Source organism: Candidatus Saccharimonadia bacterium (genome assembly GCA_035544015.1).
Taxonomy (GTDB): Bacteria; Patescibacteriota; Saccharimonadia; order UBA4664; family UBA4664; genus UBA5169.
In genome coordinates, this window is the sequence record DATKIP010000056.1 from 1 (window position 1) to 1,043 (window position 1,043).

General features: G+C 64.2%; 1 protein-coding gene. It reads right to left on the reverse strand.

Annotation, left to right across the window (positions count from 1 at the left end):
* Window positions 1–1,013, reverse strand: a 1,013-nt coding sequence (locus VMT30_02900; protein ID HVQ43890.1) for a hypothetical protein, incomplete at its 3' end; no start/stop codon positions are given.
* Window positions 1,014–1,043: the final 30 nt, after the last annotated feature.

The window sequence follows — 1,043 nt, forward strand, 5'->3', positions numbered from 1 at the left end:
ACCTGGTTGACGGCGATCAGGTGCTGGAAGCCGGCGGCGCCGACGTTGACTCCACCCGCGCGACGGTAGGGGAAGTGAGCGGCCCCTGGAAGCTCGAGATTGGCTGCATCCATGGCGCCAAGCACCGTTATTATGCGACGGGAGGACTGGTTGTGGTAGCCCTGCTCCATCCCGTCGAGGCCCGCCCCGACATTCATCCCGGCAATGATGCCGCTGGCGTCGGCGGCGCGGCCCGGCCCGCCCAGCCAAGCCCAAGCCTTCGCTGTCAGAGACGGCTCCAGGCCCCCCGGGTGGAACATGGCGCGGAACTGCGGGTTGCCATTGTGTCCGCCGGTGCCGATGATGACCGCCTTGCGCGCCCTGATCGTGACGGTCAGCCGTTCGTCCTTGATCAGGCCCTTGGCCCATTCGCCGCCGGTGAATTCGCCATAGCTGACGAATTGCTCACCAGTTTTCGGGTCGCGCCTCGGCGTGTAGCTCGCCCGGATACCGAGGACCCTGCCCGAGAGCTGGCTCTCACGGATGATCTCGTCCATGTGGCGGTTGAGTATGAACTGGACGCCCTTCTCCTTGGCGCTCAACTCCAATGGTCTGGCGAGCGCCGCGCCCCGCCCCAGTACGCCTCGCCCGCCACGGGCTGTCTGGTTGTCCATTACAATCGGTGAGAGGCGACTTGCGTGCCCGAGGACCTTTCCGTCGGCGTCCCGTCCCGCATCTTCCTGGGTTACTGTTCCCGCTCTCACGTCGGTGACAGCCCCCAGTTTGAACATCGCGGTCGCCCTTCTCGCGCGGGACAGGCCTCCTTCATTGTGTGTGCCGGAAATTCGCGTGAATTTGACGTAGTTGTCCAGGAGGAACTGTCTTACCGGGGCAACGTTGTCGGCCCAGGCACGCAGGACTTCCCGGTTGTTGTACCGGTATGCGGCTCTGGCACCGGTGTTCACCACAGTCCAGTCGGTCTGGTCGCGAAATAGAAGATCGGGATCGTCCCGCATTGCCTCCGGCGGTTCCACCGGGGCGATTGTGATTAATCCTTCCGGGTC